The sequence below is a fragment of the Cereibacter sp. Soil_C_27 genome (assembly GCF_057657095.1).
Map to the genome: position 1 here is coordinate 696,311 of NZ_JBDGJD010000002.1, position 16,449 is coordinate 712,759.

The following is a 16,449-nucleotide window of genomic DNA, read 5'->3' on the forward strand; positions in this document are numbered from 1 at the left end:
GTTACTCCGCCCAATGCACGGTTGCGTTTGCCAGCACGACCTTGACCGGCGCTTCCAGCGCGGTCAGGCTCTGTGCCTTTTCCAGCGCCGCGCGTTTGGCGGCCCCGGTGATGAGGATGTGGATCGCCATCGCCTCGCGCAGCGGCTTCGCCGTCAGCGTGACGCGCGGCTCGCCCGCCGCCTCGGCCCGCATCGGCAGGAGGAGCGGCGCCGAATCCGACAGCGCCTCCTCCAGCCGGTCGGCGCCGGGAAAGAGAGAGGCGGTGTGCATGTCTTCGCCCATCCCGAGCAGCAGCACCGAGATCGGCAGATGCGGCGCGATACCGGCGGCAAGCTCCTCGAGCTTCTCCTCCGGCGTCGCGGCATCGGCATGCAGCGGCAGCAGCGTGGCAGCCGCGGCGCGGTTCACCAGCAGCCGCTCGCGCAGGAGCCGGGTATTGGAGCGCGGGCTCTCCTCGGAGACCCAGCGCTCGTCATTGAGAAAGACGCTGACCGAGGACCAGTCCAGATCGACGCCCGAGAGCGTGTCGAAGATCGGCCCCGGCGTCGTGCCCCCCGGCACGCAGAGACTCGCCCTGCCCTCTCGCCGCAGAAAATCCCCCAACTCGCTGGCAAGGGTATTGGCCAGCGACAGCATCAGGAACTCGCGGTCCGGATATTCGACGAATTTCATTCTCGGATCTCCCTCCAGCGACGACCGTCGCGGTGCAAGAGCATCAAGGCATCCTCGGGCCCTGAGGTTCCCGGCTCGTAGCCGCGCGGGCGGTCGCCGCGCCGTTCCCAGCCCTCGATGATCGGGTCGGCCCAGGCCCATGCGGCCTCGACCTCGTCGCCACGCATGAACAGCGTCTGGTTGCCGCGGATCACATCCATGATGAGCCGCTCGTAGGCGTCGGGGATATCCTCGCCCTCTTCTCCCAGCGCCTCTGCGAAGGACATGTCGAGCGGCACCTGCGTCAGCCGCATCCCGCCCGGGCCGGGCTCCTTGATCATCACCATGAGGTTCATGCCCTCGTTCGGCTGCAGCCGGATCACCAGCACATTCTCGCGCCAGCCGTCAGCATCGTCAAAGATCGAATGCGGCGGCTCCTTGAAGGTGATGGCGATCTCGGAGGCACGGGCGCGCAGCCGCTTGCCGGTGCGCAAATAGAAGGGGGTTCCCTTCCAGCGCCAGTTCGACACATGCACCTTGAGCGCGATGTAGCTTTCCGTGCGGCTGTGGGCGTTGCCGGAATGGGCGAGATACCCCTCCTGCCCCGCCCCGGCAAGATATTGCCCCCGCACGATGTCGTCGGGCGCCACCGGATCAAGCGCGCGGATCACCTTCAGCTTCTCGTCGCGCACCGCATTCGGGTCGAAGTGATAGGGCGGCTCCATCGCGATCAGGCAGAGAAGCTGCATCAGGTGATTCTGCACCATGTCCCGCATCGCGCCCGAGGTGTCGTAATAGGCGCCCCGCCCCTCGACTCCCACGGTCTCGGCGACGGTGATCTGCACATGGTCGATGTACTGTGCCTTCCACAACGGCTCGAACAGGATGTTGGCAAAGCGCACCGCCATCAGGTTCTGCACCGTCTCCTTGCCGAGATAATGGTCGATCCGGTAGATCTGATGTTCCGAGAAATGCTGCGCCAGCACGGCGTTCAGCGCCTTGGCCGAGGCGAGATCGCGCCCGAAAGGTTTTTCCACCACGATCCGGCTGTCGGGCTCGGCGATGCCGCGATCGTGCAGCCGCTCGGCGATGGCCCCGAAGAGCGAGGGCGCGACCGAGAAGTAGAAGGCGCGGATCACGCCGCTGCGCATGGTCTGCTTCAGTTCAGACCAGCCGCTCTCGCCGGTGGCGTCGATGGCGACATAGGAGATCCGGCCGAGGAAATCCTCGATCACCGTGGCATCGCGCTTGTCGGCGGCGACGAATTCCTCGATCGCGGCGCGGGCCTGTGCCCGGAAGGCCTCGTCGGTCATCTCGGACCGGGCGGCGGCGATGATCCGGCTTTCCGGCGGCATCTGCCCGCCGAGGAAGCGGCGGTAGAGACCGGGCAGGATCTTGCGCCGTGCCAGATCGCCGGTGCCGCCGAAGATGACCAGATCGAAGGTGTCCACCGGGATGACTCGTGAAACCATGGCTTGCCTCGCTTCCCAATTGGCGTGCGGTGTTAGCGCTAACGCGGCTTGTTTAGCCTGCAGCACGGTCCGAGTCTAGCATTGCCCGGCAGTCGCCGAAACCCGAATGCTGCAGCGCGGAGCACGGAGCGCCACGCCGCAGATCCACCCCGTAACCTCTTGATCCGCCTGCCCCGCCTCGGTGAGGCTGTGCGGGAAGCTAGGGTGCGGGGGGCGCAAAGGAAAGGGCGGGATGCAACAAATCCGCGCGAACAGCCGCCGCCCTCAGGCGTCGAGTTCCGCGTCCCAGTAGAGGTAGTCGAGCCAGCTGTCGTGCAGGTGGTTCGGTGGGAAGCGGCGGCCGAGGTTCTGCATCTCTTCTGCGGTCGGGCGGCGCGGCGGTTGGGCGAGGCGCAGGCCGGATTGCCGAAGCGTCTTCGAGCCCTTGCGCAGGTTGCAGGGCGAGCAGGCGGCGACGACGTTTTCCCAGGAGGTGATGCCGCCCCGGGCGCGGGGCAGCACGTGGTCGAAGGTCAGGTCGCCCCGCGCGCCGCAATACTGGCAACAGAACTGGTCGCGCAGGAAAAGATTGAAGCGCGTGAAGGCCACGCGCTTCTGGGGTTTCACGAAATCCTTCAGCACGACGACGGAAGGTATTCGGATCTCGGCGCGCTGGCTGCGGACCACCTGGTCGTATTCCGCGACGATGGTCACCCGGTCGAGGAAAGCGGCCTTGATCGCCTCCTGCCAGGGCCAGAGCGAGAGCGGATAATAGGACAAGGGTCGGTAGTCGGCATTCAGCACGAGCGCCGGATATTGTTTCAGCGCGGCTGGTTCGCGCACGAAGCTGGTTCTGAAATCGCCGTCCATCCGTGAGTGACTCCGTCCTCATCCCGTCTGCCGGTCATCGGCACCGAGACGGGGAGCCCCGCCCCGGTCATGTGAAAACTATATATGGCGTTCCGCCTCTGGCAAGCCCCGCAATCTGCGGTAACCCGTCCCGGCAGTTGTGCCAGCCGCCTGTCACAGCCATGTGACGCATTTTTCGCCGTCGGGCCGGAGCGGGGGAGCCGTCCGCGGGGCTATCGAGGCCCCTTGGACGGCATTGCCATGGCAGGGCGCCGCGCGGCGCGCCGGGGCCGGAGGGCGGAGCCTCCGGCGGGGATATTCTCGTCAGGGAAGACGGGGGATCAGGCGAGACGTTCCTTGAGGAAGGCCAGCGCTACCGAGAGGCCGTCGGGCGAGATGCCGTGGCCGGTGCCCTTCATGACATGGCCGTAGGTGGTGAAGCCCGCGGCGGTCAGGGCATTGCCTGCGAGCCCCATGTCGGCGAAGGGCACCACCTCGTCGGCGTCGCCGTGGATCAGCAGGACCGGCGGTCTGGAGCGGGCTTCGGTTGCGAGCCGCTCGGGGGCGAGCAGGCGGCCGGAGAAGGCGACGATGCCTGCGATCGGGTCGGCGCGGCGCGGGGCGACGTGCAGCGCCATCATCGTGCCCTGCGAAAAGCCGACAAGGGCCAGCGCCTCGGGGGCGAGGCCTTCCTTGGCCAGCTGCGCGTCGAGGAAGGCGTCGAGATCGGCGGCGGCCTGCAGCAGCCCCGCTTCGGCGAGCGCCTCGGAGGAGCCGTCGAGCCAAGGGATCGGGAACCACTGCCGGCCGAAGCCATTGGCCCTGCAGGGCTCAGGCGCGTCGGGGGCGAGGAAGACCGTGTCGGGCAGATGCACGGCCAAGGGCTCGGCCAGACCCAGAAGGTCGGCGCCATCCGCGCCATAGCCGTGCAGGAAGACCACAAGGCTCTTCGCCTTGCCCGAGGCGGCCGGAATCCGGCCGGTGGTGAGCGTGCGTGTCATCTGATCCCTTCCCGTGCCTTTGCCACCCGGTAATAGGCCCAGAGCAGCCGGGCCGCAACGCCCCGCCAGGGGCGCCAGTCCTCTGCCATCGTGGCGAGGACACGTTCCGAGGGGCGCGCCTCGAGCTCGAAGAGGAGCCGCGCGGCCTCTTGCAGCGCCAGATCTCCGGCAGCGAAGACATCGGCGCGGCCCAGGGCGAAGAGGGCGTAGATCTCGGCGGTCCAGCGGCCGATGCCGGGCAGCGCCACCAGCTCGGCGATCAGCGCCTCGTCGGGAAGGCTGCGCAGCGCGCTGTAGTCGAGCGTGGCCCCGGCCAAGGCCCGGGCGTAGCGCAGCTTCGGGCGGGAGAGGCCGCAGCCGCGCAGATCGTCGTCGCTGGCGGCGGCGACGGCCTCGGGGGTGACGAGGCCTGCGGCGGCCATCCGGCCCCAGATCGCGGCGGCGGAGGCGGTGGAGACCTGCTGGCTGACGATGGCCGAGAGGAGTTCGGCAAAGCCGTCGGGGCGGCGGCGCAGCGGCAGCGGGCCGGTGAGCGCATAGGCCTCGGCCAGCCGCGGGTGGCGCGCGGCGAGCCAGTCGGCGCCCTCGGCGACGCAGGCGTCGGTCTCGATGATGCGGCCGGTCATGGCGCTCCTCCCGGCCCCAGGCTAGCCGCCCCTGCCGACCACCGCCAGAGCGCGCGGATTCCGCTTGCAGGACTTCGCTTGCCCGGCCTAGGTCAATGCCATGACCGCTTCCCCCGCCCTCCCCGCCTCCGATCCCCGTTCGCGCCGCAATGTCTGGGTGCTGGTCGCCGCGCAGGCGGTGCTCGGCTCGCAGATGTCGATGGTCTTCATCGTCGCCGGGCTGGCGGGGCAGTCGCTTGCCTCCAACATCTGCTGGGCGACGCTGCCGATCTCGCTGACGGTGATCGGCTCGATGCTGGCGGCGACGCCGCTCTCGGCGGTGATGCAGCGCTTCGGGCGGCGGACGGGCTTCGTGATCGGCGCGGTGGCGGGGATGATCGGCGCGGCGATCGGGGCCTACGGGCTGATGCTCGGGTCGTTTCCGGTCTTCCTGATCGGGTCGCTCTTCACCGGGGTCTACATGTCGGCGCAGGGGTTCTACCGCTTTGCCGCCGCCGATACCGCGTCGGAGGCGTTCCGGCCGAAGGCGATCTCCTATGTCATGGCCGGGGGGCTTCTGTCGGCCATTCTCGGGCCGCAGCTGGTCAAGCTAACGGCGGAGGCGATGGTGGTGCCGTTCATGGGCACCTATCTGGCGGCGATCGGGCTGAACTTCTTCGGCGTCTTCCTCTTCGCCCTGCTCGACATCCCAAAGCCGCGGCCTCCGGCCCCGGGGGCGGCGCTGGGGCGGTCGCGGATGGAGTTGCTGCGCGAGCCGAGGATCGCGGTGGCGATGATCTGCGCCACCGTTTCCTACGCGCTGATGAACCTCGTGATGACCTCCTCGCCGCTGGCGGTGGTGGGCTGCGGCTTCGAGACCGGGGATGCGGCGAATGTGGTCACGGCGCATGTTCTGGCGATGTATGGGCCAAGCTTCTTCACCGGGCATATCATCGCCCGGATCGGGGTGGAGAAGGTGGTGGCGCTGGGGCTGGTCATTCTGGCGGGATCGGGGGCGGTGGCCCTCTCCGGCGTGGAGCTCGAGCATTTCTTCGGGGCGCTGATCCTGCTGGGGCTCGGCTGGAACTTCGGCTTCATCGGGGCGACCACCATGCTGGCCTCGGCCCATGCCCCGGAGGAGCGGGGCCGGGTGCAGGGGTTGAACGATTTCATCGTCTTCGGCGGGGTGACGCTGGCCTCGTTCAGCTCGGGCGGGCTGATGAACTGTTCCGGCGGGACGGTTCAGGCGGGCTGGGCGGCGGTCAATCTGGCGATGCTGCCCTTCCTCGTGCTGGCCGGAGGGGCGCTGATCTGGCTGGCGCTGCGCCCGAAGGAGGCGTGATTTTCACGCGTGAAAATCAGGGAAAGCCGTTGATTTAGAACGGTTTCCCCTCCCTCGTTCAGGAAATCTTAACCCTTCAGATCCGCCCCGTCGCTGCAGACCACAAAAGCCGCCCGCGGCGGGCGAACTCCGACAGGTGCAGCGTGCCGTCGGCCACCCTTCCCGGCTCTGCGGCGGCGAGACGAAGGAGCGCGCCCGCCTGCCACGCGGGCAGGATCGCCGGGCGCAGGCTTGCGGGAAGCCTCGCCGCCCTGCCCTCGTTCAGCAGCGTCAGCCCGTGCCGCGCCAGCGCCGCCACCGCCTCGCGCCGCCCGTCGGGCAGCGGCAGGCGGCCGCGGGCCTCGAGCTCCGGCACGGCGCGCAGCCAGGCCACCAGACCCGAGGCCCAGCCGATGGCGCGCAGCGCCGCTTCGTGATCGGGTGCCGCCCCCAAGGCCAGACCCGAGAGCCACATCAGCCCGCCCGCCGTGGCGTCGAGATGCGCGGCGAAGGCGGCCTCGTCGGCGAAGGGCTCGCGGTAGATGTCCCAGCGCCGCGCCTCGACCACGCGGTCGAGCACCGTAACCGGCAGGCGCGCAGCGCGGATCACCTCGGCCAGCGGGGCCGCGACCTCATGCGCCCGCGCCCTGCCCTCCGCCGCCTCTTCCACCGCGTCGCGCCAGAACTGCAGCCGCATCTCGGCGATCATCGGCTCCTTGGTGAGCCATGGCGCGCGGGCGGCTTCGAGGTTGAAGGCGTAGAGCGGGAAGAGCCGCGCCCGCGCGGGGGGCGGGCTGGCCATGGTGGCGGCGAAACGGTCGGGATCGCCGCGTTCGACCAAAGCGGCGCAGGCGTCGAGCGTCATAGCGGTTCGCAGACCACCTGAAGATAGCCGTAGTCCCCACCATGCGCGCGGCGCAGCAGAACCTCCTTCTCCTCCTCGTCGAGCGCCAGTTGCAGCGCGGGCTCGGCCTCGCTGCGCAGCGCCTCAATCCGGGCGGCGAGCGGCTGGAGATAGGCATCCCAGCCGGCTTCGGGCAGCCAGCGGCTGGCGGTCACCCGGTAGCCCGCGGCGGCGACCTGCTGCAGCACGCCGTCGCGGTCGGTCATCGCCGGGTAGGATTGCCAGAAGCTCCGGGCCTCCGGGGACGGGTTGTCGACCGCCCAGGCGAGTTGCGAGAAGGCGACGCGGCCGCCCTCCTTCAGATGCGGGCGCCAGGCCTGAAGACCTTCGGTGACGCCGAGGAAATAGAGCGACCCGGCGGACCAGATCAGATCGAAGACGCCTTCGGGGTCGGCCATGTCGCCCGGAATCGCCAGCACCCGCGCATCGACGGCATGGCGCGAGGCCAGCCGGTCGATATAGGGCTGGTGCAGATCCATCGCCACGACCTGACCTTCGGGCACAGCCTCGAGCAGACCCTCGATATCGGCGCCCGGGCCGCAGCCCGCATCGAGCACCCGCGCATCCCGCGCGACCTCCGCCGCCGCCATCGCCCAGTCGAGGCTTTCACGGGTGCCGGGGCCCTCGCGGTCCAGACCGGAATGCAGGGTGAAGAAGGCGTCTTCGGGGGTCACGTCTCATCCTTTCCTGTGTCACGGATCAACTTCCAGTTGATCGCGTCGAGCAACGCCTCGAAGGAGGCATCGACGATGTTGGGCGAAACACCCACGGTGGACCAGCGGCGGCCCTGGCTGTCTTCGCTGTCTATGATAACGCGCGTCACAGCCTCGGTTCCGCCCTGGGTGATGCGGACCTTGAAATCGACGAGGTGCATGTCGTCGATGATGCTCTGCCAGGGGCCGAGATCCTTGGCGAGCGCCTTGGCCAGGGCGTTGACCGGGCCGCGGTCAGTGCCGGCCTCGTCGAGGCTCTCGGAGACCGAGAGCACGCGCTTGCCGTCGATCAGCACCACGACGACCGCTTCGGAGAGGGTCATCATGCCGGCGCCGCTGCGCCGGCGCTCGACGGTGACGCGGTAGCGCTTCACCTCGAAGAACTGCGGCAGTTGGCCGAGCTCGGCGCGGGCGATCAGCTCGAAGCTGGCCTGGGCGGAATCATAGGCATAGCCCTGATCCTCGCGCGCCTTCACCACCTCGAGGATGCGGCCGAGGCGCGGATCGCCGGGGGCGACGGTGAGCCCGGCGGCAGTCAGCCGGGCGCGCAGGTTCGACTGGCCGGCCTGATTGCTCATCGGGATGACGCGGGCGTTGCCGACGAGGCCGGGCTCGATATGTTCGTAGGTGGTCGGGTCCTTCAGGATGGCGCTGGCATGCAGCCCCGCCTTGTGGGCGAAGGCCGAGGCGCCGACATAGGCGGCGGCGCGACGCGGCACCCGGTTCAGGATGTCGTCGAGCATGCGGCTCAGGCGGGTGATGCCCTCCAGCGCCTCGCGGGTCACGCCTGTGTCGAAGCGGGTGGCATAGGGCTGTTTCAGGAGCAGCGTCGGGATCAGCGTAGTGAGATTGGCATTGCCGCAACGCTCGCCCAGACCGTTCAGCGTGCCCTGCACCTGCCGGGCGCCCGCGTCGATGGCGGCGAGCGACCCGGCCACGGCATTGCCGGTATCGTCATGGCAATGGATGCCGAGCTTCTCGCCGGGGATGCCCGCGGCAATGACTTCGGCGGTGATGCGGCCGATGTCGGCGGGCAGCGTGCCGCCGTTGGTGTCGCAGAGCACGACCCAGCGCGCGCCTTCGTCGACGGCGGCGCGCAGGCAGTCGAGCGCATAGGCGGGGTTGGCGCGGTAGCCGTCGAAGAAATGCTCGGCATCGAGCAGCGCCTCGCGGCCCTTGGCGACGACATGCGCGACCGAGGCGCGGATCGCCTCGAGGTTCTCCTCGAGCGTGACGCCGAGGGCGGTGGTGACGTGGAACTCATGCGTCTTGCCGACGAGGCAGACGACGGGGGTTCCGGCATCAAGCACCGCCGCCAGCACGTCGTCATTCTCGGCCGAGCGCCCGGCACGCTTGGTCATGCCGAAGGCGGCGAGCCGCGCGGTGAGGGCTGGCGCCTGGGCGAAGAACTCGCTGTCGGTGGGGTTGGCGCCGGGCCAGCCGCCCTCGACGTAATCGACGCCGAGCGCATCGAGCGCCAGCGCGATTTGCCGCTTCTCGGCGGTGGAGAATTGCACGCCCTGGGTCTGCTGCCCGTCGCGCAGGGTGGTGTCGTAGAGGTAGAGGCGGTCCTTCGCCTCCGCTTCGGGCATGCCCCCGTCTTCCTCTCCGCCCGCGCTCACGCCAGCCCCTCCAGCTTCGCCGGGTCGAAGCCGGGCCCGAGCCGCCAGGTGACGCCGGTGGGCGAGTCCATGATCACCACCCCCGCCGCCGCGATTCCGTCGCGCAGGGCGTCGGCGCGGGCGAAGTCGCGCGCCTGCCGCGCGTCGGCGCGGGCCTGCAGCAGCGCGTCGATGCGCTCGGAAATCTCCGAGGTCGAGTTGATCCAGTCGCCCATGTCATCCTCCAGCAGTCCCAAGAGCGCCGCCGAGGCCTTCAGCCCGGCGGCGTCGCCGGCCCCGGCCAGCGCGTGCAGCGCGGCGATGGCGCCGGCGGTGTTCAGATCGTCCGACAGCGCCTCGAGGACCGCGGCAGCCGGGTTCGGCGCGGGGTCGATGCCCGCGACGAGACCACGCCACTTGCGCAGCGCCGCTTCGGCCTGTTCGGCCTTCTCGGTCGTCCAGTCCATCGGCCTGCCGTAATGCGTGCCGAGGAAGACGAGGCGGATCACCTCGCCGGGCACGCCCTGATCCAGCAGATCGCGGACGGTGAAGAAGTTGCCGAGCGATTTCGACATCTTCCGGCCCTCGACCAGCAGCATCTCGTTGTGCATCCAGACATTGGCGAAGCCGCCCTCGGGATGGGCGCAGCGGGACTGGGCGATCTCGTTCTCGTGGTGCGGGAATTGCAGGTCGATGCCACCGGCGTGGATGTCGAAGCTCGCGCCGAGGAGTTCCTGCGCCATGGCCGAGCATTCGATGTGCCAGCCGGGGCGGCCGCGGCCCCAGGGGCTGTCCCAGCCCGGCAGGTCGTCGGAGGACGGCTTCCACAGCACGAAATCCATCGGGTCGCGCTTGTAGGGCGCGACCTCGACCCGTGCCCCGGCGATCATGTCATCGACCGAGCGGCCCGAGAGCGCGCCATAGTCGGCATAGCTGCGCACGTCGAAGAGCACATGGCCCTCGGCCTCGTAGGCATGGCCCTTGGCGATCAGGTCGGCGGTCATGGCGATCATCGCACCGATCCATTCGGTGGCGCGCGGCTCATGCGTCGGCCGCAGCGCGCCGAGCGCGTCCATGTCGGCATGATACCAGCCGATCGTCTCGTCGGTGCGCTCGCGGATCAGCGCCTCGAGGCTGCGCGGGTCTCCCGCGTCGCGCCTCCCTTGAGCGGCCGCGTTGATCTTGTCGTCGACGTCGGTGAAGTTGCGCACATAGGTCACATGCCCCGCGCCATAGACGTGGCGCAGCAGCCGGTAGAGCACGTCGAAGACCACCACCGGGCGGGCATTGCCGAGATGGGCGCGGTCGTAGACCGTCGGGCCGCAGACGTAGAGGCGGACGTTCTGCGCGTCGAGCGGCGTGAACGGCTCTTTCTGGCGGGTCCGGGTATTCGTCAGGCGGATCATGGTCATGGCCCTCGCAAGCGGTTGCGCCGCTGGGCTTCTCACATCACGCTTTTGTTGGAAACGTCAAAGAGCAGCCCGCGACCGAAGTCAGCAGGTAATGTTGCCGCAAATGATGCAGATGCTCTTCATGCCGGAGGTGTTAGCAGGCGCTCCCGAGTCTGCCAAGCAGGATTTCGGGAGCGCAGACAGCAGAACGGGGCGCATCGCTGCGCCCCGCCCGGTCTTCGAGGTCGTGACCTCAGAAGTTGTAGGAGACTTTCGCCTTCAGGGTGTTGGCGTCGAAGTCCACACCGGTGTCGTCGAAGTCGTCGAACGAGTGGCGCAGCAGTTCGCCGCCCACGGTCCAGCGGTCGCTCACGGCATAGTCCATGCCGATGCCGTAGAATTCGCCATCGCTGGAGAGGTCGGTTCCACCGACCGAAGCGTCGGCATAGGCCTTACCGGCGGTGACGTAGAGCAGGCTGCGACCGAGGTCGGCACCGGCCATCAGCTTCACGCGGGCGACGTTGTCGAGCGAACCCTCGTCGTTGTCGCCGAGGTCGATGTTGCTGAAGTCGTAGTCGAGTTCGGCACCCACCACCGCGCGACCGAAGTCGTAGCGGTAACCGGCGTGCAGGCCGCCGATGGCGCCGTCGCCGTCGAGGCCGGCGTCGTTCGAGTCGATGTCAGCGTAGCCAAGCTGGGCACCAGCATAGAAGCCGCCCCAGTCGGCCGACTGCTCAACCACGACCGGGGCCGGGGCTGCAACGATCGGCTCGGGAGCGACTTCGACCGGCCCGCCGGCGAAGGCAGGGGCGGCCAGAAGGCCACCGAGGGCGAGTGCTGCAATGCGTTTCATGTCTGTCTCCATCGTTGCGCCGGGATGCCGCCTGGGTCGGCGGCTTGCCCGGCATTCTTTGGCAGGGTCATCCCCTGTCTCGCCGGAGCTATGCCCGTTCTTCGGTCAGGGAAAGACCGCCTCACAGCGAGGTGATTAACGCCCGCGGCATCGGCCAATTCCAGCGCATTTCCGCGACCGGTCGGCAATCAGTTGCCGGCCTTTTCCTCCAGCACCATCCATTCTTCCTCGGCGGCCTGCAATTGTGCCTGCCGTTCCGACATGGCCTCGGTCGCCTTGCGGAATTTCGCCGGTTCGCGGGCGAAAAGCTCGGGGGCAGAGAGGAATTCGGTCAGCTTGGCGATCTCGGCCTCGAGCCGGTCGATGAGGCCCGGCAGCGCCTCGAGCCGCTTGCGCTCGGTGAAGGAGAGGCTGTCCGCGGGCTTGCGCGGCTCGGTCTCGGCGCGGGGGGCGGATTGCTGCGGTGCGGAGCCCGCCTTCACCGGCTCAGGTGCGGGCAGGCTGCCGCGCTGCGACTGGTAGTCGGACCAGCCGCCGGCATAGGCGGTGGCACGGCCGTCGCCCTCCATGGCGATGGTGGTGGTGGCGACGCGGTCGATGAAATCGCGGTCGTGGCTGACCAGAAGCACCGTGCCGTCATAGTCGCCGAGGATGTCCTGCAGGAGGTCCAGCGTCTCGACGTCGAGGTCGTTGGTCGGTTCGTCGAGGATCAGCAGGTTCGATTCGCGCGCCATGATGCGGGCAAGGAGCAGCCGCGCCTTCTCGCCGCCCGAGAGCGAGCGCACCGGCGCGCGCATCTGGCGTTCGTCGAAGAGGAAGTCCTTGAGATAGCCCACCACATGCCGCGGCGTGCCGCGCACCATGACCTGATCCTGCTGACCCGAGACGCGCATCGCCGGGTCGCTGGTCATGTTGTCCCAGAGGCTGGCGTCGGGGTCGAGCTGGGCGCGGGTCTGGTCGAAGACGGCGATCTGCAGGTTGGTGCCGAGGATGACGGTGCCCTCGTCGGGTGCGATCTCGCCGGTCAGCATCTTGAGGAGTGTGGTCTTGCCGACGCCGTTCGGGCCGACGAAGGCCACGCGGTCGCCGCGCAGCACGCGCAGGTCGAAATTCGCGAGGATCGGCTTGTCGCCGAAGGCCTTGGAGATCGCCTTGGCCTCGATCACCCGCTTGCCCGAGGTGGGGCCGGATTCGAGCTCCATCATCGCGGTGCCCTGACGGCGGATCTGGCTGCTGCGTTCCTCGCGCAGCGCGGCGAGCGCCCGGACGCGGCCCTGGTTGCGCTTGCGGCGGGCGGAGATGCCCTCCACCGCCCAGCGGGCCTCGGCCTTGATCTTGCGGTCGAGCTTGTGGCGGGCCTCGTCCTCCTCGGCCCAGACCGTCTCGCGCCATTCCTCGAAACCGTCGAAGCCGGATTCGCGGCGGCGGACCTGACCGCGGTCGACCCAGAGGGTCGCCTTGGTGAGGGCGCGCAGGAAGGCGCGGTCGTGGCTGATGAGGACGAAGGCGGTGCGGCTGCCTTTCAGCTCGGATTCGAGCCACTGGATCGCCTGGATGTCGAGGTGGTTGGTGGGCTCGTCGAGCAGCATGAGATCGGGGGCATGGGCCATGAGCTTGGCCAGCGCGGCGCGGCGCTTCTCGCCGCCCGAGGCCGCGGAGACCAGCGTCTCGGGGGTGAACTTCAGCCCCTCGGCCACCATGGCGACGCGGTATTCCTCGCCTTCCTCCAGCGCGGAGGCGGCGTAATCGCCCAGCGTCTCCCAAGCCGACAGATCGGGATCCTGCTCCATGTAGCCGACGGTGACGCCGGGGGGCACGACGCGCTCGCCGCGGTCGGGCTCGATGAGACCGGCCATGATCTTGAGCAGCGTGGACTTGCCCGAGCCGTTGCGGCCGACGAGGGCCACCCGGTCCTGCGGATGGACCACGAGGTCGAGGTTGTCGAAAATCGGATCGCCGCCGAAGGTCAGCGAGATGCCGGAGAGCTGGAGAAGGGGGATGCGTGCCATGCTGGGCAGGTATCTGCGGCAGGGCGCGGCGTCAACGGGGGCAAAGTCTTCTGCGAAGACTTTGGCCGCCCTGCCCCACGGTCGGGGCCGGACGGGCAAAATCCTTAGAAGGATTTTGCGAAAAGTTTTCCTGGAAACTTTTCCGCCTCAGACTGCCCGCAGGCCCGCGCGGAAGCGGCGCATGTTGGCGCGGTAGCCTTCGGCGGAGCGCAGGAGGCGGGCGGCATCTTCGGGGGTGAGGCCGCGCACCACCTTGCCCGGCGCGCCCATCACCAGCGAGAAGTCGGGGATCTCCTTGCCCTCGGTGATCAGCGCCCCGGCGCCGATCAGGCAGCCGCGGCCGATCCTCGCGCCGTTGAGCACGGTGGCGCCCATGCCGATCAGGCTCCCCGCGCCAATGCTGCAGCCGTGCAGCATGGCCTTGTGGCCGATGGTGCAATCGGCGCCGATGGACAGCGGAAAGCCCATGTCGGTGTGGAGCACGCAGTTCTCCTGCACGTTGCTGCCCTGCCCCACCCGGATCTCCTCGTTGTCGCCGCGCAGCGTGGCGCCGAACCAGACCGAGGCGCCCGTCTCCAGCACCACCTTGCCGATCAGGTTGGCGTCGGGGGCGACCCATGTGTCTTCGGCGATCTGCGGGGACACTCCGTCGAGGGCATAGATCATCGGGTCTCGAACTCCGTGTTGAGGCCGCGCACGAAATCGGGCAGCGCGGGCTGGCGGTCGCGGCGCAGGCGTTCGGCGGAGAGGATCACCTTCAGCTCGGCCTCGGCGATGTCGATGTCCTCGTTCACCAGAACGTAGTCGTATTCGGCCCAGTGGCTGATCTCGTCGCGGCTCTTCTCCATCCGGGAGGCGATCACCTCGTCGCTGTCCTGCGCGCGGCCGCGCAGGCGGCGTTCCAGCTCGGCGATCGAGGGCGGCAGGACGAAGATCGATACCACGTCGCGGCCGAGCGAGGAGTTGCGGATCTGCTGGCCGCCCTGCCAGTCGATGTCGAAGAGCGTATCGCGGCCCTCGCGCATCGCCTGTTCGACGGGGGCCTTGGGCGAGCCGTAGTAATTGCCGAAGACCTCGGCATGTTCGAGCATGCCGCCGTCCTCGACCAGCGCGCGGAAGTCGTCGCGGCTGCGGAAATAGTAATCCTCGCCATCGACCTCGCCGGGGCGCGCGGCGCGGGTCGTGGCCGAGACCGAGAAGCGGATCGTCGGATCCCAAGCCATCAGGCGTTTGGCCAGCGTGGACTTCCCGGCGCCGGAGGGCGAGGAGAGGATCAGCAGCAGGCCGCGGCGGTTGAGGGTCTTCGCCATGGTCACTCCACGTTCTGAACCTGTTCGCGCATCTGGTCGATGACCGCCTTGAGGTCAAGACCGATGCGGGTGAGCGCCACCGCCTGCGCCTTGGAGCAGAGCGTGTTGGCCTCGCGCATGAACTCCTGCACGAGGAAGTCGAAGCGGCGGCCGATCTGCCCCTCCTCGGCCAGAAGCGCGCGGGCGGCGGCGACATGGGCGGTGAGGCGGTCGATCTCTTCGGTGACATCGGATTTCACCGCGATCAGCGCCAGCTCCTGCGCGATGCGGGTCTCGTCGATGCCCTCGGCATTGGCGAGGAGCCTGGCGAGGTTGTCGCGCAGCGTGGCCGCGGCGGCGGGCTTTCTCGCCTCGGCCTCGGCCCCGGCGGCCTCGGTCAGGGCGGCGATGCGGTCGAGCTGGGTGGTGAGCACGGCGTGGAGGGCTGCGCCCTCGGCCCGGCGCATGGCGGTGAACTCGTCGAGGAGCGGGGCGAGATCGGCCAGCAGCGCCGCGCGCAGGGCGCCGGTCTCCTCGGCCGCGGCGGAGGCATCGAGCACGCCGCGCAGGGAAAGCACATCGGCGGCGCTGGGAGCAGCCAGCGTCAGCCCGGTCTCGCGCGCGGTGTGATCCACCTCGGCCATGGCGACCAGCACCGAGCGCAGCACCGCCGGGTTGAGCCTGAGCGCGGTGTCGCCGCCCTCGCTCGTGACCTTCAGCGTCAGGCTGACATTGCCGCGCTGGAGCGCGCGGGCGAGCTCGGCACGCAGCAGCGTCTCCAGCCCCTCGATCCAGTCGGGCAGGCGCAGGCGCAGGTCGAGGCCCTTGCCGTTCACCGAGCGGATGTCCCAGCTCCAGCTGTAGCCCGCGCCCTGCCCCTTGCGGGCGGCGAATCCGGTCATCGAAGTGATCATCCGCGTCCTTCCTCCGGCGCCGACGCGGAGGGCCGGGCCGTTAACCAGTCATTCAGATTTGTCTCCGCAGCCTCTTGGTCCGGGCTAGATTAATCCGCAGGTAACTCGTTCCTCGCGGGCTTTCCCAAACCGCTGCCGCCGGTCGCCCCGGCGATAGCAGAGCGGGTTTCGGGGAGCAAGGCGGGCAGAGGATTGGCGTGGTGGTTGCGGGAGTGTGCAGAGGATGGTGGGCGCGGTGACGGAAGGGATGACGGAAGAGCGAAGGATCGAGGCCATGCTGCAGCAGCTGCGTGGCTACTGGGAGGGCTTGCGCGAGAATGGCGCCCTGCCGCGGCGGGCACGGATCGATCCGCGCGGCATCGAGGGCGTGCTGGCGCGGGCCTTCCTGATCGAGCGGATCGCCGAGGGCACGGCGCGATTCCGGCTGGCGGGGAGCTATTTCGGCGATCTGATGGGCATGGATGTGCGCGGCATGCCGGTCTCGGCGCTTTTCGATGCGACGGCGCGGCAGCGGCTGGCCGATGTGCTGGAGCCGGTCTTTGCCGTGCCGGGGGTCGCGGAGCTGCAGCTGGAGGCGGATCGCGGGCTGGGGCGTCCGGCGCTGTCGGGGCGGATGCTGATCCTGCCGGTGGTGGGCGAGCGCGAGGCGCCGCTGGCCTTCGGCTGTTTCGCCACGATCGGGCTGGTCGGGCGCGGGCCGCGGCGCTTCTCGCTGGCGCGGGCGGTGGTCGAGACGGTGCATCTGCCAGGGGCGCGCGGCGGTGCCGCGGCGGAGGTTCCGGCGCTGCAGAGTGGCTGGCCCGAGCCGCGCCGAGTGCCGAAAAGCGAACCGCCGCCCCGGGCGGCTCCGGGACGGCGGCATCTGCGTCTGGTGTCGAGCGACTGAGCCTTGCGGC

Annotated in this window: 16 protein-coding genes; 2 read left to right on the top strand and 14 right to left on the bottom strand. The window is 69.0% G+C overall.

The features are described from left to right. Nucleotide 1 precedes the first annotated feature (1 nt). The 5 genes from pgl to AC3A5Z_RS10340 form a co-directional block, all read right to left on the bottom strand. A complete protein-coding gene (gene pgl / locus AC3A5Z_RS10320) occupies nucleotides 2-673 on the bottom strand; it encodes a 6-phosphogluconolactonase (protein ID WP_487519261.1) in 672 nt (223 codons plus the stop codon). After that, nucleotides 670-2,124: a glucose-6-phosphate dehydrogenase gene (zwf, locus tag AC3A5Z_RS10325; protein ID WP_487519262.1), complete on the bottom strand. Its 1,455-nt coding sequence runs from the start codon at nucleotides 2,122-2,124 to the stop codon at nucleotides 670-672. The genes pgl and zwf overlap by 4 nt, the downstream gene beginning before the upstream one ends. A gap of 264 nt (nucleotides 2,125-2,388) precedes the next feature. After that, nucleotides 2,389-2,973 (bottom strand): HNH endonuclease, encoded by a 585-nt coding sequence (locus AC3A5Z_RS10330; protein WP_487519263.1) that lies wholly within the window; start codon nucleotides 2,971-2,973, stop codon nucleotides 2,389-2,391. 320 nt (nucleotides 2,974-3,293) lie between these two features. Next, nucleotides 3,294-3,953, bottom strand: a complete 660-nt coding sequence (locus AC3A5Z_RS10335) for an alpha/beta hydrolase (protein WP_487519264.1) — start codon at nucleotides 3,951-3,953, stop codon at nucleotides 3,294-3,296. After that, entirely contained in the window at nucleotides 3,950-4,579 is a 630-nt protein-coding gene (locus AC3A5Z_RS10340) for a DNA-3-methyladenine glycosylase family protein (protein WP_487519265.1), read from the bottom strand. The genes AC3A5Z_RS10335 and AC3A5Z_RS10340 overlap by 4 nt, the downstream gene beginning before the upstream one ends. Before the next feature lie 100 nt (nucleotides 4,580-4,679). Here AC3A5Z_RS10340 and AC3A5Z_RS10345 point away from each other — a divergent pair, with 100 nt between their 5' ends. After that, nucleotides 4,680-5,900, top strand: a complete 1,221-nt coding sequence (locus AC3A5Z_RS10345; protein WP_107662032.1) for an MFS transporter — start codon at nucleotides 4,680-4,682, stop codon at nucleotides 5,898-5,900. 76 nt (nucleotides 5,901-5,976) lie between these two features. Here the strand turns inward: AC3A5Z_RS10345 and AC3A5Z_RS10350 are convergent, their stop codons facing one another. The 9 genes from AC3A5Z_RS10350 to AC3A5Z_RS10390 form a co-directional block, all read right to left on the bottom strand. Beyond that, nucleotides 5,977-6,744, bottom strand: coding sequence for a phytoene/squalene synthase family protein (locus AC3A5Z_RS10350; protein WP_487519266.1), 768 nt, complete (start codon nucleotides 6,742-6,744; stop codon nucleotides 5,977-5,979). Further along, on the bottom strand, nucleotides 6,741-7,457 hold the full coding sequence (locus AC3A5Z_RS10355; RefSeq protein ID WP_487519267.1) for a class I SAM-dependent methyltransferase: 717 nt from the start codon (nucleotides 7,455-7,457) through the stop codon (nucleotides 6,741-6,743). The genes AC3A5Z_RS10350 and AC3A5Z_RS10355 overlap by 4 nt, the downstream gene beginning before the upstream one ends. Further along, the gene (gene cimA, locus AC3A5Z_RS10360; protein WP_487519268.1) at nucleotides 7,454-9,088 is read right to left on the bottom strand and encodes a citramalate synthase; all 1,635 of its coding nucleotides are present in this window, start codon (nucleotides 9,086-9,088) and stop codon (nucleotides 7,454-7,456) included. Before cimA ends, AC3A5Z_RS10355 begins: the two co-directional genes overlap by 4 nt. A 26-nt stretch (nucleotides 9,089-9,114) precedes the next feature. After that, nucleotides 9,115-10,509 (bottom strand): cysteine--tRNA ligase, encoded by a 1,395-nt coding sequence (gene cysS / locus AC3A5Z_RS10365; protein WP_487519269.1) that lies wholly within the window; start codon nucleotides 10,507-10,509, stop codon nucleotides 9,115-9,117. 232 nt (nucleotides 10,510-10,741) lie between these two features. Continuing rightward, complete coding sequence (locus AC3A5Z_RS10370; protein WP_487519270.1) at nucleotides 10,742-11,341, bottom strand: outer membrane protein; 600 nt, start codon at nucleotides 11,339-11,341, stop codon at nucleotides 10,742-10,744. A gap of 188 nt (nucleotides 11,342-11,529) precedes the next feature. Further along, nucleotides 11,530-13,350: an ABC-F family ATP-binding cassette domain-containing protein gene (locus tag AC3A5Z_RS10375; protein ID WP_487519271.1), complete on the bottom strand. Its 1,821-nt coding sequence runs from the start codon at nucleotides 13,348-13,350 to the stop codon at nucleotides 11,530-11,532. A 147-nt stretch (nucleotides 13,351-13,497) separates the two neighbouring features. Next, nucleotides 13,498-14,016, bottom strand: a complete 519-nt coding sequence (locus AC3A5Z_RS10380; RefSeq protein ID WP_487519272.1) for a gamma carbonic anhydrase family protein — start codon at nucleotides 14,014-14,016, stop codon at nucleotides 13,498-13,500. Then, a complete protein-coding gene (gene gmk, locus AC3A5Z_RS10385) occupies nucleotides 14,013-14,660 on the bottom strand; it encodes a guanylate kinase (protein ID WP_487519273.1) in 648 nt (215 codons plus the stop codon). Before gmk ends, AC3A5Z_RS10380 begins: the two co-directional genes overlap by 4 nt. A gap of 2 nt (nucleotides 14,661-14,662) precedes the next feature. Then, nucleotides 14,663-15,553 carry a YicC/YloC family endoribonuclease gene (locus AC3A5Z_RS10390; RefSeq protein ID WP_487519274.1) on the bottom strand — a complete coding sequence of 297 codons (891 nt, stop codon included), beginning with the start codon at nucleotides 15,551-15,553 and terminating at the stop codon, nucleotides 14,663-14,665. Between the two features lie 274 nt (nucleotides 15,554-15,827). On the opposite strand from AC3A5Z_RS10390, the gene AC3A5Z_RS10395 reads away from it, so the two are divergent. After that, nucleotides 15,828-16,439 carry a PAS domain-containing protein gene (locus tag AC3A5Z_RS10395; RefSeq protein ID WP_487519275.1) on the top strand — a complete coding sequence of 204 codons (612 nt, stop codon included), beginning with the start codon at nucleotides 15,828-15,830 and terminating at the stop codon, nucleotides 16,437-16,439. The last annotated feature ends 10 nt before the right edge of the window (nucleotides 16,440-16,449 follow it).